The sequence below is a fragment of the Janthinobacterium sp. EB271-G4-3-2 genome (genome assembly GCF_020858035.1).
Taxonomy (GTDB): domain Bacteria; phylum Pseudomonadota; class Gammaproteobacteria; order Burkholderiales; family Burkholderiaceae_D; genus Janthinobacterium; species Janthinobacterium aestuarii.
The window spans coordinates 1-24715 of the sequence record NZ_JACYMG010000015.1; the positions used below are offsets into that span (position 1 = coordinate 1).

Consider the following 24715-nt stretch of genomic DNA (forward strand, 5'->3'; position numbering starts at 1 on the left):
ACAGGACCGTGAAACAACTTTGCGCCGATGATAGTGCTGCAACCAGTGTGAAAGTAGGTTATCGTCAGGCTTGTTATATAAAAAAACCCCGCTAGGTGCGGGGTTTTTTTTCGTCTGCAGCGTTCATCGGATCAGATGCCCCAGGTGATGCTTTCATTTTCCGCCTTGGCCGAGCGCAGCATTTCCATCAGCGGATAGGCGCGCTGCGAGAAATGCACTTTTTGCGCGCGCGCATGGGCGCCCGTTTCGCCATCTTCCAGGGTTTCGGGCGTATGCGCATCGTGTTCGACGTCGTTTTCCGGATGCAGTTTGCTTTCCGCGACTTCTTTTTCCAGCAAGGCCAGGGCATCGCCCGCTTCCGCTGGCGTGATGACGCCGCGCGTGGGGTTCTTGTGCAGGATGTCGAGGATACGCTGGGCATGTTCCTGGTACATCAGCACTTCAGGGGAAGATTTGGATTTGAATGAGATCAACATAAGCACTTTCTGAAACTTGTTGTTAGTGTCGAAACAATATCACGACTTGAAATGTCGCACAGGCCGTCCGTTTGTCCCGGATTGCATATTTACAAGCCGGATAGAGCCATCTGTTGGACAACGCACGTATTTACAAGAGCTCGCTTATCGTGAAAACACCCGTTTAAGCGATCGTTAAGTCTCAATCCAGTTTCACCGAGTCCATGAAGGTGTCGATGGTGTCACGCGACAGCTTGCTTTCTTCGCCGAGAATGATGATCTGGAAGATGCGTTTATCCTGCGCCACAAAACGGCCGACCAGCAAGACAGGCTTGCCTTGCTGCGTGCCTTTGGCCTCGATGCTGAGCGAACTGCGCTGCTGCGTTCCGGCCGCCGTGCTGCTGGCCGCCGATGCGGATTTTTCGCTGCGCACGGTGCCGTTGATGTTTTTTAATAGGGCAGTCTGCATGGCGGGCAGGGCCGCTTGCGCCTGTTCTGCGCTGTCGAGCACGGCGCTGCCGATGGCGAAGGTATTGCCATCGACTTCGCTGGCCGTCATGGTCAGGCTGACTTTCTTGCCATCGAGATCGACCTCGCGCGTCAGCACGGCGGGCTTGCCTGGAAACAAGGCCGTGAACTGCGCGTCGGGGCTGCGATAGTCGCGCCAGTCGAACTTCGGACTGCAGGCGGACAGGACGCTGGCGACCGCGAGCGTAGCCAGAAAGAGGGCAAGTGATGGTTTTTTCATCAGCAGATGGTAGCAGCGCCGCCAGCCACGCGCAATCGCGCACGTGTGGCGCTCACTGGCCGGTTTATATTTCACGCAGCACGCGCCGGTACTGGATCGCTTCGGCGACATGCGCTTGAGTGATGGCTGGGCTGCCCGCCAGGTCCGCGATGCTGCGCGCCACGCGCAGTACCCGGTGATAGGTGCGCGCCGACCAGTGTAATCGCGCCATGGCGCCATGCAGCAGCTGTTCGCCATGCGTTTCCAGACGACAATGCTGTTCGATTTCCGTGCTGCTCAGGCGCTGGTTCGCTTTGCCCTGGCGTGCCAGCTGCAGGGCAAAGGCTGCCGCGACCCGCGTGGCGATGGCTTGCGTGCTTTCGCCTGCGCCTGCGTGCCGCCCCAGCGCCGCCGGCGGCATGGCGGCCACTTCAATCTGCAGGTCGATACGGTCGAGTAGCGGACCGGACAGGCGGCTGTGATAACGGAGTACGGCGTCCGGCGCGCAGCGGCAGCGTCCCGAAGCATGGCCCAGATAACCGCAGGGGCAGGGATTCATGGCGGCGATCAGCTGGAAGCGGGCAGGAAACTCGGCCTGGCGCGCCGCGCGTGAAATGCTGATCACGCCCGATTCCATGGGCTGGCGCAGCACATCGAGCACCCGGCGCTGGAATTCGGCGATTTCATCGAGAAACAGCACACCGCAGTGGGCCAGCGAGATTTCCCCCGGGCGTGGCACGTTGCCGCCGCCGACCAGGGCCACGCCGGACGCCGTCTGGTGCGGAGCACGGTAGGGGCGCCGTTTCCAGTGTTCCACCTTGAAGTGGCCGCCCAGCGAATGCACGGCGGCCGATTCCAGCGCCTCTTCGTCGCTCATGGGCGGCAGCACGCCAGGGAAGCGGCTGGCCAGCATGGTCTTGCCCGCGCCCGGTGGCCCCACCATCAGGACGTTATGGCCGCCCGCGGCCGCCACTTCCAGTGCGCGGCGCGCCTGCTGCTGTCCTTGCACGTCGGCAAAGTCCGGATACGCAAAATCGGGTACGGCCAGCATGGGCTGATGGCGTTGCAGGGTGGTCCGGCTGGCGTGCGCGGCAAAATGCGCGCAGACCTCGAGCAGGCTGTGGGCGGGATAGATGCAGGCATCGCTGACGAGAGCCGCTTCGCCTGCGTTCGCCTGCGGCAGGATGAAGGCGCGCGGTGCGCCAGACTGGCTGCGCTGCATGGCAAAGGTCATGGCCAGGGCGCCACGGATGGGGCGCAACTGGCCCGACAGCGACAGTTCGCCAGCAAATTCGTAGTGGTGTAATTGGTCGCCCGGCAACTGGCCGGAGGCGGCCAGGATGCCCAGTGCGATGGGCAGGTCGAAGCGCCCCGATTCCTTGGGCAGGTCGGCCGGCGCCAGATTGGCCGTGATGCGCCGCGCCGGCATCTCAAAGCCGCAGTTTTGCAGCGCGGCACGGACGCGGTCGCGCGATTCCTTCACTTCCGTATCCGGCAGGCCGACAATCGTAAACGAAGGCAAGCCATTGGCAAGGTGGACTTCGACACTTACCTCTGGCGCTTCCATGCCGGCCAGGGCGCGGCTTTTCAGGACGGCCAGACTCATCAGACTCCCCTGTGGCGCGGGCGCGGGCAGGATCAGTCTAGCGCGTGGAAGGCCGTCGGGCTTGAGCTATGCCAGCAAGGCCGTCAATATCGGCGCCTGGCTGGCGGTCCCTTACGCCTTGCTATCGTTCAGGCGCGTTTCCAGCTCGATCAGGCGCAGTTCCAGTGCGTCCAGTTTGGCGCGGGTCTTGGCCAACACTTGTGCCTGGATATCGAATTCCTCGCGCGTGACCAGATCGAGGCGGGCGAAGCCTTGGGTCATCATCGATTTCACGTTTTTCTCGATATCCTTGGCTGGCGAGTTTTCGATGGCTTGATGGATCTTGCCTTGCAAGTCGTTAAAGAAGGTATTCATGTCCATGGTCAGTCCTTTTATGGTGCGGCCTGTGCATCGCACCATTGCGGTGCACAGCGGCGTTAATCTGGTGCGAAACTGGGCAAATTCACAATGCTTCAGCAGCCCGTACCCGCATGCCCAGCGGCTTGGAGGGTATGTATGGCCGGAAACGCACCTGTCAAGGTGGCAATGGAGCTGGCACGTATTCTGCTAAAGAAGGTATGAACGCTTTGTGATCTCCAGCCAAGATTTTAAACCTCAACCGCTTTAAAAGTTCAATAAAAGGGAATCGCCATGAAGAATCTGTCCAAGAACATGACTTTAGCTGCAGCGTTGACGCTGGCCATGACCGCCTTGTGCGGCAGCGCCATGGCCCAGGATGCAGTGGCGGCGCCTGCTGCGGCCGAGGCCGTACCTGATAACGTGGTGAGCTACAACGTGGCGCTGACCAGCGACTACCGCTACCGCGGCATCTCGCAAAGCCGCTTGAAACCGGCCATCAGCGGCGGTGCCGACTATACCCACAATTCGACGGGTTTGTACGTCGGGACCTGGCTGTCGAGCATCAAATGGATCAAGGACGGCGGCGGCGATACCAATCTGGAATGGGATATCTACGGTGGCAAGCGGGGTGAGATCAGCAAGGATTTTACCTATGACGTGGGCGGCCTGTACTATTTCTATCCCTCGAATGGACTGAGCACCAATGCCAACACCTTCGAGCTGTACGGCCAGCTCGGCTATGGCCCGATGTATATCAAATACTCGCATTCGACCACGAATCTGTTCGGTGTTGCCGACAGCAAGAACAGCGGTTACCTCGATGTGGGCGCCAACGTCGAGGTGCACGATGGCTACATGCTCAACCTGCATGTCGGACGTCAGAAGGTCGAGCACAACGATTCCCTCAGCTACAGCGATTACAAGATCGGCGTGACCAAAGACTTCGGCATGGCGACCGTTTCCCTCGCTGCGGTGAAGGCCAACATCACGTCGCTGGCACCGAATGGCAAGAATTTGGCGAAATCCGGTCTCGTGCTGACCGTATCCAAAACCTTTTAAGTGAGACTGCCATGAAAATGATTACCGCAATCATTAAACCGTTCAAACTGGACGAAGTACGTGAAGCCTTGTCGGCTATCAATGTGCAAGGCATTACCGTCACGGAAGTCAAAGGTTTCGGCCGCCAGAAAGGTCACACGGAACTCTACCGTGGCGCCGAGTATGTCGTCGATTTCTTGCCAAAAACCAAGATCGAAGCGGCCGTCGATGACGCCATTGTCGACCAGGCCATCGAAGCGATCGAAGGTGCCGCGCGTACCGGTAAAATTGGCGATGGCAAGATTTTCGTCTACAACCTGGAACAGGTCATCCGCATCCGTACCGGTGAAACCGGTAACGAAGCGCTCTAAGGGGAATATTGATGCGTAAAAATATAACAAAATTGCTAGCTGGGTTTGCCTGTCTGTGTGCGTTTGGCGTCGCCGCGCCGAGCTTTGCCGATGCTCCCGCCAAGACGGAGGCGGCCACGACCACGGCCGTCGCCGCCCCCGCCGTCACGCCGGTGCCTGACGCAGCAGCATCGGCTGCCTCCGCTCCGGCCCCGGCCGCTGCAGCGCCAGCTGCCGCGCCCGTCGCCAACAAGGGCGATACCAGCTTCATGATGATTTCCACCTTGCTGGTGATCTTGATGACGATTCCCGGCCTGGCCCTGTTCTACGGCGGCCTGGTGCGCTCGAAGAACATGCTGTCGGTGCTGATGCAAGTGTTCATGGTGTTCGCGCTGGTCATCGTGCTGTGGTGCATCTACGGCTACTCGATCGCCTTCACGGAAAAAACCGCCTTCTTCGGTGGCTTCGACCGCCTGTTCCTGAACGGTATCTGGGACCCAGCCAAGGGCACGTTTGCCGCCGCCGCCACCTTCAGCAAGGGCGTCGTCATTCCCGAGTTCGTCTTCGTCGCGTTCCAGGGTACGTTTGCCGCCATCACCTGCGCACTGATCGTCGGCGCCTTTGCCGAGCGCGCCAAGTTTTCCGCCGTGCTGGCCTTTGTCGTGCTGTGGTTCACGTTCGCCTACCTGCCAGCGGCCCACATGGTGTGGTTCTGGACCGGTCCTGACCTGATCACCAACGCCGCCACCTCGGCCAGCGAAGCCTTGAAGGCTGGCTGGATCTGGCAAAAAGGCGCGCTGGACTTCGCCGGCGGCACGGTGGTGCACATCAATGCCGCCGTCGCCGGCCTGGTGGGCGCGATCATGATCGGCAAGCGCGTCGGCTACGGCCGCGAATCGATGGCGCCGCACTCGCTGACGATGACCATGATCGGTGCGTCGCTGCTGTGGGTGGGCTGGTTCGGTTTCAATGCCGGTTCCTCGCTGGAAGCGGGCGACGTGGCTGCGCTGGCCTTCGTCAATACGCTGTTGGCCACTGCCGCCGCTACCCTGTCGTGGGTATTTGGCGAGTGGATCAGCAAAGGCAAGCCATCGATGCTCGGTGGCGCATCGGGCGCCGTCGCCGGCCTGGTCGCGATCACCCCGGCGGCCGGCTTTGTCGGTCCGATGGGCGGCCTGGTCATCGGCTTGCTGGCCGGTGTCGTCTGCCTGTGGGGCGTGAATGGCCTGAAACGCCTGATCGGCGCCGACGATTCGCTCGACGTGTTCGGCGTGCATGGCGTGGGCGGCATTCTCGGTGCCTTGCTGACGGGCGTGTTTGCTGCACCACAATTGGGCGGCCAGGGCATCTTCGACTATGTCACCAACAAGATGTCGGCGGACCCGTACTCGATCGGCCACCAGGTGTGGGTGCAGGCGCAAGCGGTCGGCACCACCATCCTCTGGTCTGCCATCATTTCCGTCATCGCCTATAAACTGGTCGACATCGTCATCGGCCTGCGCGTACCGGAAGAAGAAGAGCGCGAAGGCCTCGATATCACCAGCCATGGCGAGCAAGCGTATCATGGTTAAATAGTCATTGTCTGGCATGCCAGCGCCCCGGCGTGGCATGTCCGGCTGGAAAAGGCGCCTCATTGAGGTGCCTTTTTTTCGTTGTGGGAATGTAAAAGGTCTTTAAAACAAGGCTTTTGCCCCGATTTGGGGTACTTACACGGTAATATAGTCGGCAGTTCTGTGTGCTTTTTTGAATACTGCACATAATTTAAGGATGTAACTATGGTTCCCCATCTCGTCACGGCCCTGACCGGACCGCTGCTCGACCTCGAAAAAAAGATTCTGGCCGCGACGCCGGCCATTGAGCGCTGGTTTCGCATGGAGTGGCAAGAGCACACGCCGCCCTTTTATTGCTCGGTAGACTTGCGCAACGCCGGCTACAAGCTGGCGCCCGTCGATACCAATCTGTTCCCTGGCGGTTTTCACAACCTGGCCACGGAAATGCTGCCCCTGTCCGTGCAAGCGGCCATGGCCGCCATCGACAAGTATTGCCCGGACGCCCGCAACCTGCTGATCGTGCCGGAATTGCACAACACTACGCCGCAGTACCTGCAGAACGTGGCGCGATTGATGCAAATCTTCCGCCAGACGGGGCTGCACGTGCGCTTCGGCTCGTGGTCGCCCGAGATTACCCAGCCCACGCCGCTGGCACTGCCGGACGGAAACATGCTCGTCATCGAGCCGCTCGTGCGCCTGAACAATGGTCGCCGCCTGGGCTTGAAGGATTTCGACCCGTGCACGATTCTGCTGAATAACGACTTGTCGGACGGTATCCCCGATATTTTGCAAAATATTCATGAGCAAAGCCTGCTGCCGCCCTTGCACGCGGGCTGGGCCTTGCGCCGCAAGAGCAACCACTACACGGCCTACGATGAAGTGGTCAAGAAATTCGGCAAGATGATCGATGTCGACCCGTGGATGCTCAACCCCTTCCACGCCAAGTGCAGCGACGTGAATTTCCAGGAAGGCGAGGGCGAAGATGCGCTGGCCGCCAGCGTCGACGTGCTGCTGGCCAAGATCCGCAAGAAATACAAGGAATACGGCATCAAGGAAAAGCCGTTCGTCATCGTCAAGCCCGATGCGGGCACGTATGGCACGGGCATCATGACGGTGCGCGACGCCAGCGAAGTGCGCGACCTGTCGCGCAAGCAGCGCGAAAAAATGTCCATCGTCAAGGATGGCCAGCTGGTGACCGACGTCATCATCCAGGAAGGCGTGCCGACCTTTGAAAGCATCAAGGATGCCGTGGCCGAGCCCGTCGTCTACATGATCGACCGCTACGTGGTGGGCGGCTTCTACCGCGTGCATGCTGAAAAAGGCGTGGACCAGAACCTGAACGCGCCCGGCTCGCAGTACGTGCCGCTGGCGTTTGCCCAGCAGCATGCCGTGCCGGATTTGAAGGCCAAGCCGGGCACGGCCGCGCCGAACCGCTTCTATGTGTATGGCGTGGTGGCGCGCCTGGCCTTGCTGGCCGCGTCGCTGGAAATGGAGCGCACGGACCCGAATCCCGAGGTGTATTGAGCCCTCGCCGCAGCTTGCCGGGCGCGGCGACTACCGCGCCTGGCGATCTCGGCTAGAATCAAGCATTCCTTATCCAGGCTCCCCGATTGGACGCACCATGAAAATTGCATTCCTTGCCGACCCGCTGGCAGGCTTCAAGACTTACAAAGATTCCACTTTCGCCATGATGCGCGAGGCGGCCAAACGCGGCCATGCCGTGTATGCCTTCGAACAGAAGGATATGGCGCTGGAAGAGGGCATCGTCACGGCACGGGTCAAGCACATCGAGCTGACCGGCGACGAACACGACTGGTACAAGGTCGTCTCCACCGAAGAAGTGTGCCTGTCGGCGCTGGACGCCATCATCGAGCGCAAGGACCCGCCGTTCGACATGGAATACGTGTATGGCACGTATCTGCTGGAACTGGCGGAAAAGCAGGGCGCTTGCGTCTTCAACAAGCCGTCCGCCATCCGTGACAACAATGAAAAGCTGGCCATTGCCCAGTTTTCCGAATTCACCTCGCCGACCCTGGTGACGTCGGACGAAGCGCGCCTGCGCGCCTTCCACGCCAAGCACCAGGACGTCATCTTCAAGCCGCTCGACGGCATGGGCGGCACGGGCATCTTCCGCGTCAAGGCCGATGGCCTGAACCTGGGCGCCATCATCGAGACGCTGACGGACAACGGCGCGCAGACCATCATGGCGCAGCGTTTCATCGCCGACATCGTCAAGGGCGACAAGCGCATCCTCGTCATCGGCGGCAAGCCGGTGCCGTTTTCGCTGGCGCGCATCCCGCAGGCGGGCGAAGTACGGGGCAATCTGGCCGCCGGCGGCACGGGCGTGGCGCAGCCATTGACGGCGCGCGACTTGGAAATCGCAGAAAAGCTGGGCCCGATCCTGGCCGCGCGTGGCCTGATGCTGGTAGGATTGGACGTGATCGGCGACTATATGACGGAAGTCAATGTCACCAGCCCGACCTGCTTCCAGGAAATCATGCAGCAGACGGGTTTTGACGTGGCAGCCATGTTTGTCGACGCCGTCGAGCATGGCGTTGCGCAAGCGCAGCAGCGCTAGAAGGTGAAATGACTATGGTAGGGATTTTGCTCATGACACATGCACCGCTGGGACAGGCGTTCATCGCCGCCTGCGCGCATGTGTTCCGGGGGCCAACGGAACGGTTTGAAGCCATCGACGTCGTCGCCGACCAGGACCTGATGGAAGTGCAGAAACTGGCGTCGGAAGCCATCTGCCGCCTCGACGACGGTTCCGGCGTACTGGTGATTACCGACGTGAAGGGCGGCACGCCGTCGAACTGCTGCAACAAGCTGGCCGATGCGGGACGGGTGGAAGTGATCGCCGGCATCAGCCTGCCGATGCTGCTGCGCGCCATCACGTATCGCCGTGACACGCTCGACGTGGTGGTGGAGATGGCGCTGGCCGGTGCGCAAAGCGGCGCCGTGCGTGTCGATAACCGCATTCGCGTGGGCGAGTAAAGAGTGACATGGCCGCCGCCCTGAAGGCGGCGGGTTTTATAGCAGGGCTGGCAACAATGCAGTGCATTCAGGGATAGAGACCATACAAAAATGATTCAAAGAGAACTCGAAATCATCAACAAGCTGGGACTGCACGCACGCGCCTCCGCCAAATTTACCCAGCTCGCCGCCAAGTTCAAGAGCGACGTCTGGCTGACCCGCAACGCGCGCCGCATCAACGCCAAGTCCATCATGGGCGTGATGATGCTGGCCGCCGGCAAGGGCGCGAAAGTGACCCTGGAAGCAGAGGGCGATGATGAGCAGGCATGTGTCGATGCGTTGACCGCCCTGATTAATGACAGGTTTGGCGAAGGCGAGTAATGCCCGCCGAACGCAGCCGCAGCCGCATTCCGACAGGTCAACCCATGGCATCTTTCACGCTCCACGGCATCCCGGTTTCCCGCGGCATCGCCATTGGCCGCGCGCATCTGCTGGCGCCGGCCGCCCTTGACGTCAAACATTACCTGGTCGCCCAGGAGCAGATCGAAGCCGAAGTGCAGCGCCTGCAAAGCGCCATCGCCACCGTCCACAAGGAACTGCAAACCCTGTGGAACGAGCTGCCCAAGGATGCGCCCACGGAGCTGGGCGCCTTCATCGACGTGCATGCGCTCATCTTGTCCGATCCGATGATTTCCGAAGCGCCGCTCGACATCATCCGCAAGCGCCACTACAACGCCGAATGGGCGCTGCTGACGCAGATCGATGAATTGTCGGCCCAGTTCGACGAAATCGAAGACCCCTACCTGCGCGAACGCAAGGCCGACATCCAGCAGGTGGCCGAACGCGTCTTGAAAGTCTTGCTGGGCACGGAGCAGCTGCTGCCCAAGGCCGCGGCCGAAGATGAATTGATGGCGCAGATGATCGTCGTCGCCCACGACATCTCGCCGGCCGACATGCTGCAGTTCCGCGACCGCTCCTTCATCGGTTTCATTACCGACGTGGGCGGACAGAACTCGCACACGGCCATCGTCGCGCGCAGCCTCGATATTCCCGCCGCCGTCGGCATGTCGCAGGCGTCGATGTTGATCGACCAGGACGACTGGCTGATCATCGACGGCGACGCCGGCGTCGTCATTGCCAACCCCAGCGCGCTGGTGCTGGAACAGTACCGCGAGCGCCAGGTGGCCATGCAGCGCGCGCGCAAGAAGCTGGGCAAGCTGAAAAAGACGCCGGCCGTGACCAAATGCGGCACGCCCGTCACCCTGCTGGCGAATATCGAATTGCCCGAAGATTGCCCGTTTGCGCTGGAGTCGGGCGCCAGCGGCGTGGGGCTGTTCCGCTCCGAATTCCTGTTCATGGGCCGCGCCCACAAGATTCCCACCGAGGACGAGCAGTTCGAGGCTTACCGCAACACGGTGCAGTCGATGAAGGGAAAAGTCGTCACCATCCGCACGCTCGACATCGGCGCCGACAAGCCGCTCGACCAGTCCGACCATACGGCCTTGAATCCCGCCCTGGGCCTGCGCGCCATCCGCTACTGCCTGGCCGAGCCGCAATTGTTCCTGACGCAGCTGCGCGCCATCCTGCGCGCCTCCGCCTTCGGCAAGGTGCGCATCCTGATCCCGATGCTCGCGCATGCGTTCGAGATCGATCAGTCGCTGGCCATGATCGCGCAGGCAAAGGCCAGCCTGCGCGAGGAGGGCGTCAAGTTCGACGACGAGGTCGAAGTGGGCGCCATGATCGAGATTCCGGCCGCCGCGCTGGCCCTGCCCATGTTCGTCAAGCGCATGGACTTCCTGTCGATCGGCACGAACGATCTGATCCAGTACACCCTGGCCATCGACCGGGTCGACTACGAAGTGGCGCATTTGTACAATCCGCTGCATCCGGCCGTGCTGCAATTGATCTCCATGACGATCGCGGCCGGCCACAAGGCGGGCATCGACGTGGCCGTGTGCGGCGAAATGGCGGGCGACGTGAAGCTCACGCGCTTGCTGCTGGGCATGGGGCTGCGCGAGTTTTCCATGCATCCGGCCCAGTTGTTGGCGGTCAAGCAAGAGATCCTCAACAGCGACCTGGGTCTGATTGCGCCACAAATGCGCAAAATTATGCGTTCGATGGAACCAAATGTGATCGCGGAAGCCGTCCATCAACTGCAGCTCATGTAAACTGTCACCTTAAGCATCAGGACACCTCGCGCGCGGCAAGAGGTGTCCTGATGTTAAAGTTGCAGCACCTATCATCGCGGTGCTGCATCGACCATGGCCCGTGGGGCCGCCCCCCTTTTATAAACCGACACACATGTCATCCATTGGAATCGTTTCGCCGCAAACCATGTATTTTGCGCAACCCCTGCAGCTGCAAAGCGGCGCATCGCTGCGGGACTATATGTTGATGTATGAAACCTACGGCACCCTGAACGCCGACAAATCGAACGCGGTGCTGGTCTGCCACGCCCTGAACGCCTCGCACCACGTGGCCGGCGTCTATGCGGACGAGCCGAAAAGCACGGGCTGGTGGGACAATATGGTCGGTCCCGGCAAGCCGCTCGACACGGACAAATTCTTCGTCATCGGCGTCAACAACCTCGGCTCCTGCTTCGGTTCGACGGGCCCCATGCACACCAATCCCGCCACCGGCAAGCCGTATGGCGCCGCCTTCCCCGTCGTCACGGTGGAAGACTGGGTCAGCGCGCAGGCGCGTCTGGCCGATGAACTGGGCATCACTGAGTTCGCCGCCGTGATGGGGGGATCCTTGGGCGGCATGCAGGCGCTGGCGTGGAGCATCATGTTCCCCGAGCGCCTGCGCCATTGCGTGGTGATCGCCTCGACGGCCAAGCTGTCGGCGCAAAACATCGCCTTCAATGACGTGGCGCGCCAGGCCATCCTGTCGGATCCCGATTACCATGGCGGCGACTTCTATGCGCACGGCGTGGTGCCGAAGAACGGCTTGCGCGTGGCGCGCATGGTCGGTCACATCACATATCTGTCGAATGACGACATGGCGGAAAAATTCGGCCGCAAGCTGCGCGATGCGGCACAGACGGGCGACTACAAATTCGGCTTCGGCATCGACTTCGAGATCGAATCGTATTTGCGCTATCAGGGCGACAAGTTCTCCGAATACTTCGACGCCAACACGTATTTACTGATCACCAAGGCGCTCGATTATTTCGATCCGGCGCGCGCGCATGGCGGCGACCTGGCCAAAGCCCTGTCGGGCACCAAGGCCAAGTTCTTCCTCGCCTCGTTTTCCACCGACTGGCGCTTCTCGCCCGAGCGCAGCCGCGAAATCGTCGAGGCGCTCGTATGCAACCGCCGCCAGGTCACGTATGCGGAGATCGACGCGCCGCACGGCCACGACGCCTTCCTGCTGGAAGACGCGCGCTACATGAACATGGTGCGCGCCTATTATGGCCAGGTATGGAACGACATCGAGGCGGGCTTGCCTGCCGCCGTACAGCACACAGCCGTCCGCCAGGGCGCGAAGGAGACCGCATGACTTTTGACGAATTGAGCGCGCTGCGCCCCGACCTGGCCTTCATCGCTCACTGGGTGCCGAATAATGCGCACGTGCTGGACGTGGGCTGCGGCGAAGGCGTGATGCTGCAGTATCTGCAAAGCGACAAGGAGTGCAGTGGCTACGGCATCGAGATCGCCGACGACAAGGTGCTGGCCAGCACCCGCCGTGGCGTGAATGTGATCCAGCAGGACATGGAAAAGGGTTTGTCGATTTTTGGCGACAACAGTTTTGATACGGTGCTGTGCCTGTCGTCCCTGCAGATGATGAAGCAGGTCGAGCCGCTGCTGCGCGACATCGTGCGCGTGGGCGCCGAGGCCATCGTCTCGTTCCCCAACTTCGCCTACTGGCCGCACCGCGTGGCATTGCTGAAAGGCCGCATGCCCGTGTCGAAATCGCTGCCGTACCAGTGGTACGACACGCCCAACGTGCGCTGCGCCACCATCAACGACTTCCGCGAACTGGCCGAGGAATGCGGCCTGGAAGTGATCGAATGCGTGGCCCTGGCCGAAGGCAAGATGGTCTCCGTGCTGCCGAACCTGCGCGGCGATCTGGCCGTCTTCCGCCTGCGTAAAAAAGCGGTGCATTGATGAGCAAAAGCCCGGCGCCTGGCTGGCGTTCCTATGCCAACGGCCGCATGCTGGCCGTGCTGGTGCTGGGCTTCAGTTCCGGCCTGCCCCTGTTTATCCTGCTGTACCTGCTGCAGGCATGGCTGGCCAAGTCGGGCTTGAACGTCAAGGCGCTGGGACTGTTCGCGCTGGTGCAGTTCCCGTACATCTGGAAATTCCTGTGGGCGCCGCTGATGGACCGCTACCGCATCCTGGGACTGGGACGGCGGCGCGGCTGGATGGCGCTCACGCAAGTGGCGCTGTTCTTTGCCATCGGCGGCATGGGCATGCTGGACCCGCTCACGCAGATCGGCCTGATCGCGGCGGCTGCCGGCGGCGTAGCCTTTCTGTCGGCCAGCCAGGACATCGTCATCGACGCCTACCGGCGCGAAATCCTTGCCGACAACGAGCAGGGCCTGGGCGCGGCCGTCATCGTCAACGCGTATAAAGTGGCGGGCATGGTGCCGGGCGCGCTGTCGCTGATCCTGGCCGACCGCATGCCGTGGCAACCCGTCTTCTGGATCACGGCCGCCTTCATGCTGCCGGGGTTTGTCTGCACCCTGCTGATCAAGGAACCCACCGTATACGGTTCGCCGCCGAAGACCATGCGCGAAGCGATCATCTTGCCGTTCCAGGAATTCATCGCGCGCGATGGCTGGCGTAACGCAATGTGGATCCTTGCCTTCGTACTACTCTACAAAATCGGCGACAGCATGGCCACGGCGCTGGCGACGAAGTTCTATCTGGATCTGGGTTTTTCCATGACGCAGATCGGCCTGGCCGCCAACACCACGGGTTTCTGGGCCAGCCTGGCCGGTGGCGTGGTGGGCGGCGTGTGGATGCTCAAGCTGGGCATCAACCGGGGCCTGTGGGTGTTTGGCGCGCTGCAGGCGATCGCCATTCTCGGATTCGCCTGGCTGGCGCAGGTGGGGCCGAATACCATGCTGCTCAGCGCCGTGATCGGTTTTGAATCCTTCGCCAGCCTGGGCCTGGGCGCGGCCGCCTTTGTCGCGTTCCTGTCGCGCAGCACGGACCCGCGCTACACTGCCACGCAATATGCCTTGTTTTCCAGCCTGAGCGCCGTGCCGCGCACCCTGATCAATGCCTCGGTGGGCTTTCTGGTCGCCGAGCTGGGCTGGTTCTCGTTTTTCATCGTGTGCTTCTTCCTGGCCTTCCCGGCCATGATGATGCTGCCTAAAATCGCTCCATGGAGGTCTGCCAATGGCACCAATATCCCTTAAACGTTACGCCGTCCTGGCCAGCCTGTGCGCAGCCACCGCGCTGTCGTCCTTGTCCGCCCACGCCCAGCAGGCGACGGTCCAGGATGGCATCAAGGTACGCCCCTTGTCGACTTCGCGCATCTTTGCCGGCGGCGCCGACTTCAATGAACAATCGAAGCAGCAATATACGCAGCTGGTCAACGAGGCGAAGGAAAAAAATGCGCTCGTGCCCGACAGCGATCCGCAAGTGAAACGCCTGCGCGCCATCGCCCAGCGCATCATCCCGTTCGCCACGCGCTGGAACGAGGCATCGGCCAATTGGAACTGGCAAGTCAACCTGCTCAATTCCGACCAGGTCAATGCCTTTTGCATGCCGGGCGGGCAGATCGCTTTTTACAGCGGCATCATCACCAAGCTGAATCTGACCGACGACGAAGTGGCCATCGTCATGGGCCATGAGATTTCCCATGCCTTGCGCGAACACTCGCAGGCGCAGGCTGGCAAGGGCAACCTGGCCGCCGTCGGCGCCAAGCTGGCCGGCGCCGGCCTGTCGGCCTGGCTCGGCGTCGATCCGAGCATCACCAGTACCGCCACGAATATGGCGGCGCAAGGCGTGATGCTGAAGTTTTCGCGCGACGATGAGCGCGAGGCGGACCTGATCGGCATGGACCTGGCCGCGCGCGCCGGCTTCGACCCGCGCGCCGGCGTCATCCTGTGGCAGAAAATGGCCGCCGTGAGCAAGGGCGCGCCGCCGGAATTCCTCTCGACGCACCCGTCGGGCAAGGACCGCATCTCGCAGATGAACAGCCACATGGCGCAAGTGCTGCCGCTGTACGCGCGCAGCAAGGGCGTCAGCGTCGACGCCTTGCCGCCTTACCGCAGCAACGCCATCGCGCAGCGTTAGGATGCCGGCCCGTCACGCCGCCGCACCCTTGCCCATGCGCGACGGCGTGGCGCCCAGCTATCTGTGGCTGCCGGAAGGGCAGTGGCCCGACATGTTGTCCTTCCTGCTCGAGCGCTATCCGCAGATCAGCGCCGCGCAATGGCAGGACCGCATGGCGCGCGGCGAAGTGGTCGATGGCGACGGCGCCGTGCTGTGCCCCGGCAGCGCGTACCGGCGCGGCATGCGCATTTTTTACTACCGCGAGCTGGAACGCGAAACGCCGATCCCGTTCCAGGAAGAGATCCTGTTCCAGGACGAACACCTGGTGGTGGTCGACAAGCCGCACTTCCTGCCCATGACGCCGGCCGGGCGCTTCGTGCAGGAGACCTTGCTGACGCGCCTGAAGAAAAAACTGGACTGCGCCGACCTCACACCAATCCACCGCCTGGACCGCGAGACGGCTGGCGTGGTGATTTTTTCGCGCCAGGTAGCCAGCCGCGGCGCCTACCAGTCGCTGTTCCAGCGCCGCGAAGTGCGCAAGACCTACGAGGCGCTGGCACCCGTGCTGGCGGGGCGCGATTTTCCATTTACCTACCGCAGCCGCATGGTCGAGGGCGCGCAGTTTTTCCTCATGCGCGAAGAGGCGGGCGAGCCGAATTCGGAAACCATCATCGGGGTGATCGAAGAGCGCGGCGACGTGGCGTTGTACCGGCTGCAGCCGCACACGGGCCGCAAGCACCAGCTGCGCGTGCACCTGGCCGCGCTGGGCATCCCCATCGTCAACGATGCGTTTTACCCGGTGGCCCTGCCGTGCAAGGAAGACGACATGTCGCAGCCCTTGCAGCTGCTGGCGCGCGCCATCGATTTCACGGACCCGCTGTCGGGCGAGCCGCGCCATTTTGAAAGCCGGCGCGTGCTTGCGTGGCATGCTTAATCCGCCACCATCACTGACGTGCCGACAATGCTGTCGGATTACGGTCCTGCGGTCCTAATCCGACCTACGGCAGATTCAGCGTAGGTCGGGTTAGCGCGCAGCGCGTAAGCCGACACCACCACGGACGTATCAGATCAGCCCTTGATCGTGTAATCGATGATCAACGGCGCGTGGTCGGAAAAACGCTCGTCCTTGTAGACGCTGACCGTATGCGCCTGGGCTGCGATGCCGGGGGTGGCGACGTGGTAGTCGATGCGCCAGCCCACGTTTTTCGCGTAGGCTTGTCCGCGGTTGCTCCACCATGTGTACTGGTCTTCGCGCTTGTCCAGGCCGCGGTGCACGTCGACGAAGCCCACTTCGTCGAAGACGCGCGTCAGCCATGCGCGCTCTTCCGGCAGGAAGCCGGAATTCTTCTTGTTGCCCTTCCAGTTCTTCAGGTCGATTTCATGGTGGGCGATGTTCCAGTCGCCGCAGATGACCACTTCGCGTCCCAGTGCCTTCAATTCGAGCAAATGCGGCAGGAACAGTTCCATGAAGCGGAACTTGGCTTCCTGGCGTTCCGGCCCGGACGAGCCGGACGGGCAGTACACGGAAATGACGGAGAGGTTGCCAAAATCGCAGCGCACGTAGCGGCCTTCGGCATCGAATTCAGGGCTGCCGAAACCGATATGCACGGCGTCCGGCTCGACCTTGCTGTACACGCCCGTGCCGGAATAGCCTTTTTTCTCGGCGTAGTGGAAATGGCCATGGTAGCCGTGCGGATTGAGGAATTCCGGCGTCATGTCGGGCAGCTGCGCCTTCAATTCCTGCACGCAGATGAAATCGGCCGTTTGCGTGCCCATCCAGTTGAAAAAGCCTTTTTTGGCGGCGGAGCGGATACCGTTCAGGTTGGCGGAGATAATTTTTGGCATGGCTAGAGAGTGAAATAGGGGCTGGACGGGGCCGGCGGGCGCGGCATGGCGATTGTCTCGCCGGTGCGCGCGGATTAAAATACAGGCACTTTTAAAAAATGAGGCTAATGTGAATAATTTACGCCAGCAGTTTATCGCGTTTTCAGTATCCAAGGGAGTCTTGCGGTTCGGCGAGTTCACCACCAAGGCCGGACGTCAGTCGCCGTACTTCTTCAATGCGGGCCTGTTCCATGACGGCGCCACCCTGGCCGAACTGGCGCAGTTCTACGCGCAAACCCTGCTCGACTCGGGCGTTCAATTCGACATGCTGTTCGGCCCCGCCTACAAGGGTATCACTCTGGCGTCGGCCACCGCCGTGGCGCTGGCCGGCAAGGGCCGCAACACTTCGTTCGCCTTCAACCGCAAGGAAGCCAAGGACCATGGCGAAGGCGGCACCATTGTCGGGGCCAAGCTGCATGGCAAGGTTGTCATCATTGACGATGTGATCTCGGCCGGCACCTCGGTGCGCGAATCGGTGGACATGATACGCGCCGCCGGCGCCGAGCCATGCGCCGTGCTGATCGCGCTGGACCGCATGGAGCGTTCCGGCCCGGACGGCCAGCTGTCGCCTAGTTCGGCCGTGCAGGAAGTGTCGAAACAGTATGGCATCCCCGTCATCTCGATCGGCAACCTGGACGATTTGTTCGGCTACCTGAATGGCGCGGGCGCCGATCCGGAACTGCTCAAATATAAAGAAGCCGTCTCCGCATACCGCAATCGGTATGGTATTTAAGTCGTCCTCTCCAGCAGCGCCCGCAACCGCGGGTCGCTGCAGGCAGTGGCAGCTTGCGGGTGGCATTGCAACAGCCGCCGCAACAATGCGCCGCCGATGCCGCGCCGGCGGAACGGCGGTTTCACGAACAGCATGTTCACCGTCACTTCATCGACACATCTGCTGATGTCGAGCATGGCCACCTGCTGGCCGTCGATCCACGCGCATAGCGCGTTGTCCCCTTGCCAGTCTATCCGCATCACGCCATCCATGGTTTGACCGCCGCATGCAGGCCCAGGGCGAACAGCCCGGCAAAAAAGCAGCGCTTGAATACCTGCTGCGCGATGCGTCCGCGCAGCCATTGACCGGCCAGCATGCCGGCCAGCGCCGGCAGCAGCGCATACGCGGAAGCGCCGGCCGCGCCGAGGCTGAAGTTGCCGTGCAGGGCCAGGCTGGCCGCCAGCGCCATGGTCGATGCCGTAAACGCCAGGCCCAGCGCCTGCACCAGCGCATCGCGCGCCAGCCCCAGTCCCTGCAAATACGGCACGGCGGGGATGACGAAGACGCCCGTGGCGGCCGTCACCAGTCCCGTCACGGCGCCCGCCACGGGCCCTAGCCACGCTTCGTGCCGCGCCGGCACGCGCAGCTGCAGCGAGAACAATCCCGCCAGCGCATACAGCATCAGCGCCACGCCGAGCGCGACGACGGCCCAGGCGCCGCTGTCGGCCGGCAGCAACGCGCCACCCGCCACGGTAGCGGCCATGACGGCCGTCAACATGGGCCACAAACGGCGCAGCAGGGCGCGCAGGCCGGGACCGGCCGCCAGTTGCCAGACATTCGTCACCATCGATGGCACGATCAAGAGGGCGGCCGCCTGCACGGGCGGCATGACAAGGCTGAGCGTGCCCATGGCCACCGTCGGCAAGCCCAATCCGACTACGCCCTTGACGAAGCCCGCGACGAGGAAGCTGGCGCCGACGGCCAGCAGAAATGACGTCTCCATTTTATTATTCCACAGTGATTTTGCGTGGATTCTGCGCTTGCCAGTGACTTTCGCCAAGGCGGATTATTTTGAGTCAGCCTTAGTCAAATGCGAAGGCTGGTAAGATGGCGAAAAGGAGAGCCGCCATGCGCTTTGATCTGGTCGATTTGCAGCTGTTTGTCAACGTGGTGGAGGCGGGCAGCCTGACGGCGGGCGCCGCGCGCAGCCACCTGGCATTGGCGTCGAGCAGCGCGCGCGTGCGCGGCATGGAAGAGATGCTGGGCATGCCCTTGCTGCTGCGCGGGCGGCGCGGTGTGGAGCCGACACCCGTGGGCCAGACCTTGCTCCATCACGCGCGCCTGGTGCTGCTGCAAATGGAGAAAATGCGCGGCGAACTCGGTGAATTTGCGCGCGGCTTGAAAGGGCAGCTGCGCCTGTTGTGCAATACGGCCGCGCTCAGCGAATTTTTGCCAGAGGCGCTGGGCGCTTTTCTCGATCGCCATCCGAACCTGACCATCGACCTGGAAGAGCGCCTCAGTTACGATATCGTCAAGGCCGTCTCGGAAGGACTGGCCGACATGGGCATCGTGTCCGACTCGGTCGACATGCGCGGCTTGCAGACGTTTTTGTTTCGCCCCGACCGGCTGGTGGTCATCGCGGCGGCCGATGGCGTGCATCACCGCGCGCTGGGCCAGGATGGCGTCGTCGAGTTCTCCACGGTGCTGGATCACGATTTCATCGGCCTGGCCGACGACAGCGCGATGCAGCAGTACCTGGGCATGCATGCGGCGCGCCTGGGCCGCCCCTTGAAGGTGCGCGTGCGGCTGCGCAGCTTCGATGCCGTCTGCCGCATGGTGGCCAGCGGCGTGGGCATCAGCGTCGTGCCGCTGGCGGCGGCCAGCCGCTGCCAGCAGACGATGGCGCTGCGCTGCCTGGAATTATCCGATCCCTGGTCGGTACGCAATCTCACCATTTGCGTGCGCCAGTTCAGTGAATTACCCCTGTATGCGCGCCAGTTGATCGATCATCTGAAGGCGTGACAGGGCATGACAGGAGCAACGATGCGTTTTTCGGAAGACAAGATGACCAGCCTGCTGTGCAGCGACCAGGTCGAGCGGCCCATCCACATCTGGCAGCCCGAGCATCCCCGCGCTGTGATCCTGGCGATCCACGGCGGCATGGCGCATGCGGGCGACTACGTCACGCCGGCGCTGACCTTCCGCCAGCACGGCATCGCCACCGTCAGCTTCGACATGGTGGGCCATGACGGCCAGCGCAAGGTGGACATTCCCTCGTTCGACGCCTTCCTCGACGACGAGGAGCTGTTCCTCGCCTGGGTCAAACAGACGTATCCGGGCTTGCCCGTGTTCGTCATGGGCCACTCGATGGGCGGCCTGATCGCCACGCATTTGGGACTGCGGCGCTTTGCGGGCGATGCGGCCATCAAGGGGTTTGTGATTTCATCGCCGTACTACGTGAATGCGATCCCCGTGCCGAAGGTGCTGCAGATGCTGTCCGGCTGGCTGGCGCAGCGTTACCCCACGATGAAGGTGCCGCTGGGCAACTTGACCATGCTGCTGACGCACGATCAAGCCATCACCGCGCGCCATTTTCAGGATGAGCGCGACGGCATCCGCGCCAGCGCGGCGTCGGTGCGCTTCGCCCATGCCTTGACGTCGGCGCAAAAGGAACTGGCTAGTGGCTTGTCGGACTGGCGCTTCCCCCTGTTCGCCGTGGTGGCGGGCGACGACAAGCTGGCCGACAGCCGCGCCACGGAAAGCCTGCTGCGCAGCGTGCCCGATGGCCTGCTCGACTACCATTTTTATCCGGCCAATTATCACGAGAACTTCAATGAAGTGAATCGCGACGTCATCTTTGCCGCCATCCTGGCCTGGATGGAAAAACTGCTGGCGCCCGTAGCGCCTTGAGGCGCCAGTGTCGTTATAATCGGTTTAACTAAATTTACCGCCGGCGCATGCCGGCCCGGTCCCCGCGGCACAGGGGAATACTCAAGGAACGAACGATGCGCTTGCTGATTGCCCTGATACTCCCGTGGCTGACCTTTTTCACGATCGGCCGCCCGATCGCCGGCATCATTTGCCTGATCCTGCAAATCACCTTGATCGGCTGGCTGCCAGCGACGATCTGGGCCGTGTACTCGCTGAGCCAGTACAAGACGGACCAGAAGATCGCCGAGGCCATGCGCCGGCGCTAACCTAAGACTGGCCTAAGCTGCGCTTCCTATCTTGATTCAACCGACATGAGGAGAGTGAGATGGCATCAGACAGACGCGGTACCTTGAACCTGGCGGCGGCGATGCTGGCCGCCGGGCTGTTGCTGGGAAGTGCGGCGCAGGCGCAAACCGACAGCGCACTGCCGCCCGTGCAGAAGAGCGGGGCGGTGGAGTACCTGAGCGGCGGCATCGGCCTCGACGAGTCGACGGCCATCAAGAGCGCCAGCCGGCATTGGCCCTTGAGCCTCGTGTTTTCCGTGCAGGCGGCGGACAAGGCGGAATTTGCCTCCGACGTGAAGCTGGAAATTCGCGACGCCAAGGGCGCGCCGGTGCTGGAAACGACGGCCAGCGGACCGTTCCTGCTGGCGAAACTGGCGCCGGGCAGCTACAGCCTGCGCGCCACCCTGGCCGGCAAGACGCTAGAACGCAAGGTGCAGATCAAGGCAGGCAGTTCCGCGCGCGTGGAGCTGTTCTGGCCGGCGGGAACGAATCAAGGTAAATCCTGATGCCTGGCGACGGCAAGGCGCCAGAACAGGGCTTGCCGGCGCGGGGTTTGTCGGCGCATATCCTGCCCACGTCGGCGACCATGGTCGGCGTGTGCATGACGGTGCTGTCGATCGGGCACCTGGCGCCGCGCGGCGAGGTGCGCGTGGCCATCGACAAGCTGCTCGCCGTCGATGCCATCGTCTTTCTCGTCAGCGCCGTACTCTCGTTCATGTCGCTGCGCCCCGGCCAGTCGCGCTTGCGCTACGAATGGTGGGGCGAACTGCTGTTCATCTGCGGCCTGGCCCTGCTGGCGCTGGGCGCCGTGGTGCTGGCCTTTGTCATCAACTGAACCCGATCAACTGACCTTGAGCACGCGCCCTTCGGCGGCGCTTTGCAGCGCCAGTTCGATCAGGCGTATCGTCGCCGCCGCATCTTCGGCCGCCACGGGCGCCGCTGCGCCGTGGCGGATGGCGTCGGCCATGCCCTGGTAAAAGTCCTGGTAGCGGCCTGCCTGCATGTCGAGGTGTTCGCAATGTCCGTCCGGCTGCGTGTCCAGGTGCAGCGCGCCGCGCACGGGATCGACGCCCCAGCCGGGCTGCCCAGGCCTGCCGCCCGCCTTCAGGGCGTCTTCCTGCGGGTCGAGGCCAAACTTCACGAAACTGCCTTTATCCCCATGCACGGCGAAGCGCGCCGTTGGCGCCTTCACCAGGCAGCCCGCTTGCAGCACCACGCGCAGCCGCTCGTAGTACAAAACGATGTGCATGTAGTCGACGGCTTGCGCGCCATCGCGCTGCAGGACGATATCGGCGTACAGCTTTTCCGGCTGGCCGAACAACTGCATGGCCTGGTCCAGCATGTGCGGACCCAGGTCGTACAGCAAGCCGCCACCGGGCGCGCCGGACTCGCGCCAGCGCTGGCGGATCTCGGGGCGGAAGCGGTCGAAGTGCGATTCGACGCTGGCGATGCGCCCCAGGGTGCCTTGTGCCAGCAGCGCTTTCAGGGTCAGGAAATCGCCATCCCAGCGCCGGTTGTGGTACACGCTGAGCACCAGCTTGCGCTCTTTCGCCAGCGCGATCAGGCTCTGCGCTTCAACGCTGGAAATGGTGAAGGGCTTGTCGACCACCACGTGCTTGCCCGCTTGCAGGGCCGCTTGCGCCAGGCTGAAATGCGCTTCGTTGGGCGCGGCGATGACGACCAGTTCGATCGATGGGTCGGCAAACAGCTGCGCGGGTTCCGCATACACGGTCGCGTGCGGCCAATCCTTGTGCACGAGCTCGGGCTTGCTCGAGGCGACGGCCGCCAGTTCCAGGGCATCGATGGTGGACAGGACGGGAGCGTGGAAGGTGGAGCCGGCAAAGCCGTAGCCGACGAGGCCGGTCTTGATCTTGTTCATGGCGTGTTCACAGGTGCGTGGAAGAATCCATGATCATACCCGCAAGCGGGCGGCGGCAGCGCTGCTGCGATGTTGCTGCGCTGCCGCCGCACAGACATTACTTCAGACTCCAGACGTATTGCACCTTGACGCTGGCGCCGACAGGCTTGCCGCCGGCGAGGGCCGGCTTGAACGTGCACTTGGCGATGCCGGTGCGCGCCGCTTCGTCGAGGGCCGGATGGCCGCTGCTTTTGACGACGCTCGAATTCGTTACCTTGCCGGCGGCATCGACGTCGAAGGACATGTTGACCGTGCCCTCCTCCTTCGCCTGCCGCGATGCGGCTGGCCAGACCGGTTTGCCGCAGACGCCAAAGTCGATGACGGGGCGGCGCTCCAGCACGGGAGCGCTGTCGGCGGCGACGGCCTGGCCGTAGATGCCGAGGCAGGTGCCGGCGAGGGCCAGCAGCGGCACGGCCGCCTTCCAGTTCAGGGTGTGTGGTGCGGGGCGCAGCAATCGTTTGATACGTGACATAAGATCTCCTCCGTTGGCCGCCTGGGCCAGGTGGTGGGTTGAGAACTGGAGGCGTTCCAGTTCCGAGAGTGCAAGAGCCAGACGCCGCGGTTCGCCCAGTTGTCTTGCTGCGAAATCATCTGCAATGTGTTCGCGCTCGAGGCGCACGCCGCGTGAAATCCACCAGACGGCAGGGTGGAAGAACAGCAGCGCCTCGATGGCGTTTTGCAGCAGGTTGATCAGATAATCGTGGCGCCGGATGTGCGCCAGTTCGTGCGCCAGCAGCGCGTCGAGCAGGTGCGGCGGCATGCCGGTCAACAGCGCGGCGGGCACCAGCACCATGGGGCGCCAGATGCCGGCCGTGAGCGGGCTGGCGATGTTGTCGAGCACGCGCAGCCGCACGGGCCGCATCACGCCCGCATCGTGCGCCATGCGCGACAGCCTGGTCTGCAGTGGTCCATGCGTGGTGCCCGTGTTCCTGGCACTGCGCTCTATCCAGACCATGCCCAGTGCCATGCGCACGGCCAGCACGGCGGCGCACAGGGCCCACACGCCGACGACGGCGCGCAGCAGCAGGTCCAGGTCGGGCAGGCTGTCGGGCGCCAGCAGGGCGGCCGGCAGCAAGGCGCTGGAGTACAAGGCGCCCGTGGCATCGCCGCCGGCCAGGCGCAGATACAAGCCCGCCGCCGGCCATGCCATGCAGGCCAGCAGGGCGCCGCAACCGACGGCGTAGCGCGCTTCCGGACGCGCATTGCGCAGAGCTGCCCGCGCCAGCGCCGTGGCGCAGCCGATCAGCAAGCCTTGCCACAGGAAGTGCAGCAGGGTCCAGCCCAGCGCTGGGACGAAGCCGCTCATGACTGATCGTCCTTGAGCATTTTTTCGATCTCTTCGCGTTCGGCGCGCGACACGCCCGTGCGCAGCGCCGCCAGCACCAGCGCCTTGGCCGAACCGGCAAAGGCCTTCTGCATCAATTCCTTGAGCAGATTCGTCTGCAGGCTGTCCTGCGCCTGGGCCGGCGCATACACGTGCGAGCGCTGGCTTTCGTCGCGGATCAGCAAGCCCTTGCCGTGCATGATCTGCATCAGGCGCAGCACGGTGCCATACGTGATGGCCGGCTTGGCCAGCGCCATCGCCTCGTGCACCTGCTTGGCCGTGGCGGCGCCCAGCGGCCACAGCGCCTGCAGCAGATCGAGTTCGGCTGCCGTCGGTTTCGGGATGTCGTGCGTCTTGGCCATGCGGTTTTCCTCTTGCCTGAAATTCAATA

29 protein-coding genes are annotated in these 24715 nt (G+C 62.7%); 19 read left to right on the top strand and 10 right to left on the bottom strand.

The window, feature by feature from the left end:
* Positions 1 to 131: 131 nt before the first annotated feature.
* The 4 genes from IGS55_RS24530 to IGS55_RS24545 all read right to left on the bottom strand — a co-directional run bounded on the left by IGS55_RS24530 (position 132) and on the right by IGS55_RS24545 (position 3148).
* A complete protein-coding gene (locus IGS55_RS24530; RefSeq protein WP_070224486.1) occupies positions 132 to 476 on the bottom strand; it encodes a DUF1840 domain-containing protein in 345 nt (114 codons plus the stop codon).
* A gap of 181 nt (positions 477 to 657) precedes the next feature.
* Positions 658 to 1203: a hypothetical protein gene (locus tag IGS55_RS24535; protein WP_230518389.1), complete on the bottom strand. Its 546-nt coding sequence runs from the start codon at positions 1201 to 1203 to the stop codon at positions 658 to 660.
* Positions 1204 to 1267: 64 nt separating this feature from the next.
* Entirely contained in the window at positions 1268 to 2788 is a 1521-nt protein-coding gene (locus IGS55_RS24540; protein WP_230518388.1) for a YifB family Mg chelatase-like AAA ATPase, read from the bottom strand.
* A 111-nt stretch (positions 2789 to 2899) separates the two neighbouring features.
* Entirely contained in the window at positions 2900 to 3148 is a 249-nt protein-coding gene (locus tag IGS55_RS24545) for an accessory factor UbiK family protein (RefSeq protein WP_128141223.1), read from the bottom strand.
* 270 nt (positions 3149 to 3418) lie between these two features.
* Between IGS55_RS24545 and IGS55_RS24550 the strand changes: the two genes are divergently transcribed.
* The 13 genes from IGS55_RS24550 (at position 3419) to IGS55_RS24610 (ending at position 16205) form a co-directional block, all read left to right on the top strand.
* Positions 3419 to 4186, top strand: a complete 768-nt coding sequence (locus IGS55_RS24550; RefSeq protein ID WP_230518387.1) for a TorF family putative porin — start codon at positions 3419 to 3421, stop codon at positions 4184 to 4186.
* 11 nt (positions 4187 to 4197) lie between these two features.
* On the top strand, positions 4198 to 4536 hold the full coding sequence (locus IGS55_RS24555; RefSeq protein WP_010393464.1) for a P-II family nitrogen regulator: 339 nt from the start codon (positions 4198 to 4200) through the stop codon (positions 4534 to 4536).
* An 11-nt stretch (positions 4537 to 4547) separates the two neighbouring features.
* Positions 4548 to 6086: an ammonium transporter gene (locus IGS55_RS24560; RefSeq protein WP_329958153.1), complete on the top strand. Its 1539-nt coding sequence runs from the start codon at positions 4548 to 4550 to the stop codon at positions 6084 to 6086.
* Positions 6087 to 6290: 204 nt separating this feature from the next.
* Positions 6291 to 7589 carry a glutamate--cysteine ligase gene (gene gshA / locus IGS55_RS24565; protein WP_034749425.1) on the top strand — a complete coding sequence of 433 codons (1299 nt, stop codon included), beginning with the start codon at positions 6291 to 6293 and terminating at the stop codon, positions 7587 to 7589.
* 97 nt (positions 7590 to 7686) lie between these two features.
* A complete protein-coding gene (gene gshB / locus IGS55_RS24570; RefSeq protein WP_230518386.1) occupies positions 7687 to 8643 on the top strand; it encodes a glutathione synthase in 957 nt (318 codons plus the stop codon).
* A gap of 14 nt (positions 8644 to 8657) precedes the next feature.
* The gene (locus tag IGS55_RS24575) at positions 8658 to 9062 is read left to right on the top strand and encodes a PTS sugar transporter subunit IIA (RefSeq protein WP_070301592.1); all 405 of its coding nucleotides are present in this window, start codon (positions 8658 to 8660) and stop codon (positions 9060 to 9062) included.
* A gap of 90 nt (positions 9063 to 9152) precedes the next feature.
* Positions 9153 to 9422 carry an HPr family phosphocarrier protein gene (locus tag IGS55_RS24580; RefSeq protein WP_034749416.1) on the top strand — a complete coding sequence of 90 codons (270 nt, stop codon included), beginning with the start codon at positions 9153 to 9155 and terminating at the stop codon, positions 9420 to 9422.
* A gap of 44 nt (positions 9423 to 9466) precedes the next feature.
* Entirely contained in the window at positions 9467 to 11209 is a 1743-nt protein-coding gene (gene ptsP / locus IGS55_RS24585) for a phosphoenolpyruvate--protein phosphotransferase (protein WP_230518385.1), read from the top strand.
* Positions 11210 to 11342: 133 nt separating this feature from the next.
* Entirely contained in the window at positions 11343 to 12542 is a 1200-nt protein-coding gene (gene metX / locus IGS55_RS24590; RefSeq protein WP_230518384.1) for a homoserine O-succinyltransferase MetX, read from the top strand.
* Positions 12539 to 13150, top strand: a complete 612-nt coding sequence (metW, locus tag IGS55_RS24595; RefSeq protein ID WP_034749410.1) for a methionine biosynthesis protein MetW — start codon at positions 12539 to 12541, stop codon at positions 13148 to 13150. Before metX ends, metW begins: the two co-directional genes overlap by 4 nt.
* The gene (locus tag IGS55_RS24600) at positions 13150 to 14409 is read left to right on the top strand and encodes an AmpG family muropeptide MFS transporter (RefSeq protein ID WP_230518383.1); all 1260 of its coding nucleotides are present in this window, start codon (positions 13150 to 13152) and stop codon (positions 14407 to 14409) included. Before metW ends, IGS55_RS24600 begins: the two co-directional genes overlap by 1 nt.
* Positions 14390 to 15292 (top strand): M48 family metallopeptidase, encoded by a 903-nt coding sequence (locus IGS55_RS24605; protein WP_034749404.1) that lies wholly within the window; start codon positions 14390 to 14392, stop codon positions 15290 to 15292. The genes IGS55_RS24600 and IGS55_RS24605 overlap by 20 nt, the downstream gene beginning before the upstream one ends.
* Before the next feature lies 1 nt (position 15293).
* Entirely contained in the window at positions 15294 to 16205 is a 912-nt protein-coding gene (locus IGS55_RS24610) for a pseudouridine synthase (protein ID WP_230518382.1), read from the top strand.
* Between the two features lie 134 nt (positions 16206 to 16339).
* On the opposite strand, the gene IGS55_RS24615 is transcribed toward IGS55_RS24610, so the two are convergent.
* Complete coding sequence (locus tag IGS55_RS24615) at positions 16340 to 17116, bottom strand: exodeoxyribonuclease III (protein WP_034749399.1); 777 nt, start codon at positions 17114 to 17116, stop codon at positions 16340 to 16342.
* Positions 17117 to 17225: 109 nt separating this feature from the next.
* Here IGS55_RS24615 and pyrE point away from each other — a divergent pair, with 109 nt between their 5' ends.
* Positions 17226 to 17888: an orotate phosphoribosyltransferase gene (gene pyrE / locus IGS55_RS24620; protein ID WP_230518381.1), complete on the top strand. Its 663-nt coding sequence runs from the start codon at positions 17226 to 17228 to the stop codon at positions 17886 to 17888.
* On the opposite strand, the gene IGS55_RS24625 is transcribed toward pyrE, so the two are convergent.
* Together IGS55_RS24625 and IGS55_RS24630 are read right to left on the bottom strand one after the other, a co-directional pair.
* A complete protein-coding gene (locus tag IGS55_RS24625) occupies positions 17885 to 18139 on the bottom strand; it encodes a GNAT family N-acetyltransferase (RefSeq protein ID WP_230518380.1) in 255 nt (84 codons plus the stop codon). The genes pyrE and IGS55_RS24625 overlap by 4 nt on opposite strands.
* Entirely contained in the window at positions 18127 to 18870 is a 744-nt protein-coding gene (locus IGS55_RS24630) for a sulfite exporter TauE/SafE family protein (protein WP_230518379.1), read from the bottom strand. The genes IGS55_RS24625 and IGS55_RS24630 overlap by 13 nt, the downstream gene beginning before the upstream one ends.
* A 125-nt stretch (positions 18871 to 18995) precedes the next feature.
* Between IGS55_RS24630 and IGS55_RS24635 the strand changes: the two genes are divergently transcribed.
* The 5 genes from IGS55_RS24635 (at position 18996) to IGS55_RS24655 (ending at position 21917) form a co-directional block, all read left to right on the top strand.
* A complete protein-coding gene (locus IGS55_RS24635; RefSeq protein ID WP_230518378.1) occupies positions 18996 to 19889 on the top strand; it encodes a LysR substrate-binding domain-containing protein in 894 nt (297 codons plus the stop codon).
* A 21-nt stretch (positions 19890 to 19910) separates the two neighbouring features.
* Positions 19911 to 20777 (top strand): alpha/beta fold hydrolase, encoded by an 867-nt coding sequence (locus tag IGS55_RS24640; protein ID WP_230518377.1) that lies wholly within the window; start codon positions 19911 to 19913, stop codon positions 20775 to 20777.
* A 95-nt stretch (positions 20778 to 20872) separates the two neighbouring features.
* Positions 20873 to 21064, top strand: coding sequence for a YqaE/Pmp3 family membrane protein (locus tag IGS55_RS24645; RefSeq protein ID WP_099379993.1), 192 nt, complete (start codon positions 20873 to 20875; stop codon positions 21062 to 21064).
* Positions 21065 to 21123: 59 nt separating this feature from the next.
* Positions 21124 to 21588, top strand: a complete 465-nt coding sequence (locus IGS55_RS24650; protein ID WP_230518376.1) for a carboxypeptidase-like regulatory domain-containing protein — start codon at positions 21124 to 21126, stop codon at positions 21586 to 21588.
* A complete protein-coding gene (locus IGS55_RS24655; protein ID WP_230518375.1) occupies positions 21588 to 21917 on the top strand; it encodes a hypothetical protein in 330 nt (109 codons plus the stop codon). The genes IGS55_RS24650 and IGS55_RS24655 overlap by 1 nt, the downstream gene beginning before the upstream one ends.
* 6 nt (positions 21918 to 21923) lie before the next feature.
* Here IGS55_RS24655 and IGS55_RS24660 read toward each other — a convergent pair whose 3' ends face one another.
* The 3 genes from IGS55_RS24660 to IGS55_RS24670 form a co-directional block, all read right to left on the bottom strand.
* Entirely contained in the window at positions 21924 to 22961 is a 1038-nt protein-coding gene (locus IGS55_RS24660; RefSeq protein WP_230518374.1) for an oxidoreductase, read from the bottom strand.
* A 97-nt stretch (positions 22962 to 23058) separates the two neighbouring features.
* Entirely contained in the window at positions 23059 to 24306 is a 1248-nt protein-coding gene (locus IGS55_RS24665) for a M56 family metallopeptidase (RefSeq protein ID WP_230518373.1), read from the bottom strand.
* Positions 24303 to 24686: a BlaI/MecI/CopY family transcriptional regulator gene (locus tag IGS55_RS24670; protein ID WP_046683490.1), complete on the bottom strand. Its 384-nt coding sequence runs from the start codon at positions 24684 to 24686 to the stop codon at positions 24303 to 24305. The genes IGS55_RS24665 and IGS55_RS24670 overlap by 4 nt, the downstream gene beginning before the upstream one ends.
* Positions 24687 to 24715: the final 29 nt, after the last annotated feature.